We start from the raw sequence: 1,188 nt of genomic DNA, 5'->3' as shown, positions 1-1,188 counted from the left end.
GCTCCGCGCGCCTCTGTAACGTGGTATGCACGTTACAGCAGCTACTGCCTGGCTCCGCATGTCTCTGTAACGTGGCATGCACGTTACAGCAGCTACTGCCTGGCTCCGTGCGCATCTGTAACGTGGTATGCACGTTACAGCCGATTCGGCACATAATACATCGAATCGAAATACCACCCGGAGGCGGGCGCCGCCGGCTGCACCTGCGTGCCACCCGACAGATCCGGCGCATAGGTGCCGGCGTCCCGCATCGCCGGGTGGATCAGCGCTTCGGCGGGCATCACGAGAAACCGTTCCATCGTCCGGATGACCCCGGCGGCCCAGCCGTCGGGGCCGGCGAGCTCCAGCCGCACGCGCTCCGGATCGTGCCGGATCGCGTCGCGGAAGCGGCGCCCATCGAGCGCCCATCCGTCGCCCGAGCGCGCGATGCCGAGCCGCTCCGCAGCCTCCGTCGTCATCGCCGCGTCCAGCTCGCGGAGCAGCGACGGGTGGAGGCTGCCGGCGCTCGTCCGGTGGATGCCGGCCAGCGCATCGATGTCGCCGACGGCCTGCCGGAGCTCGGCGGCGATTGCGTCCGCATCATAGCCGACCGCAACGTCATAGGTCCCGGTTGCCGAAGCACGCCATGCGAGCCGGACCCGGCCGGGGTCCAGGACCGTCTCGTTCACCGGCGACACCCGGTCCGGCCCGCCGTTCACGCGAAAGACGGCGTCCTCCGCCGCGATCGAAGCCGTGCCGATGCCGGACGCGCTGACGGCGCTGCCGTCCACATCCGCCAGCTCGAACGCGCCGCGGGCGCCCGGCGCCGAGCCGGTCACTTCCAGCCAGACGAGGCGGAGCTTTCGGTCTTCCCGCCGCGCGGCCCGGACGCCGGCTTCGGCGCCGTTGATCGCGCCCGCAAGCCGCGCGAGTGCCGTCAAGTTCGTGTCGCTCGCCTCGATCTCCACTTCAAGCGCGCAAGACTTCCCGGCGCTCGCCAGCCGGAACGCATGCCGGCCGGGCTCGATGACCGACGCGCCGTGCATCGCCAGCTCGAAGCCCAGGTTCCGCTGCGTCCGGGCCGTCCGCTCGATCTCGAGGCGAAAGGCGGCAAGCGGCGCGTCGTCCGGAGCTTGTCCGGCGACCGCCTCCGGATCGCTGCTCCAGACGCTTCTGCGTGTCCAGAGCGAAGCATCGGCGAGCCGGCCG

The 1,188-nt window shown here is 70.7% G+C and carries 1 protein-coding gene; it reads right to left on the bottom strand.

Going from position 1 to position 1,188, the window contains the following annotated elements; translation table 11 throughout:
- Positions 1-134: 134 nt before the first annotated feature.
- Positions 135-1,188: hypothetical protein (locus KJQ12_RS06595; RefSeq protein ID WP_213483982.1), on the bottom strand; the 1,054-nt coding region annotated here is incomplete at its 5' end.

This window comes from Thermobacillus xylanilyticus (assembly GCF_907165215.1).
In the GTDB taxonomy this organism is placed as follows: Bacteria; Bacillota; Bacilli; order Paenibacillales; family Paenibacillaceae; genus Thermobacillus; species Thermobacillus xylanilyticus.
This window is presented reverse-complemented; position numbering and strand designations above follow the sequence as displayed.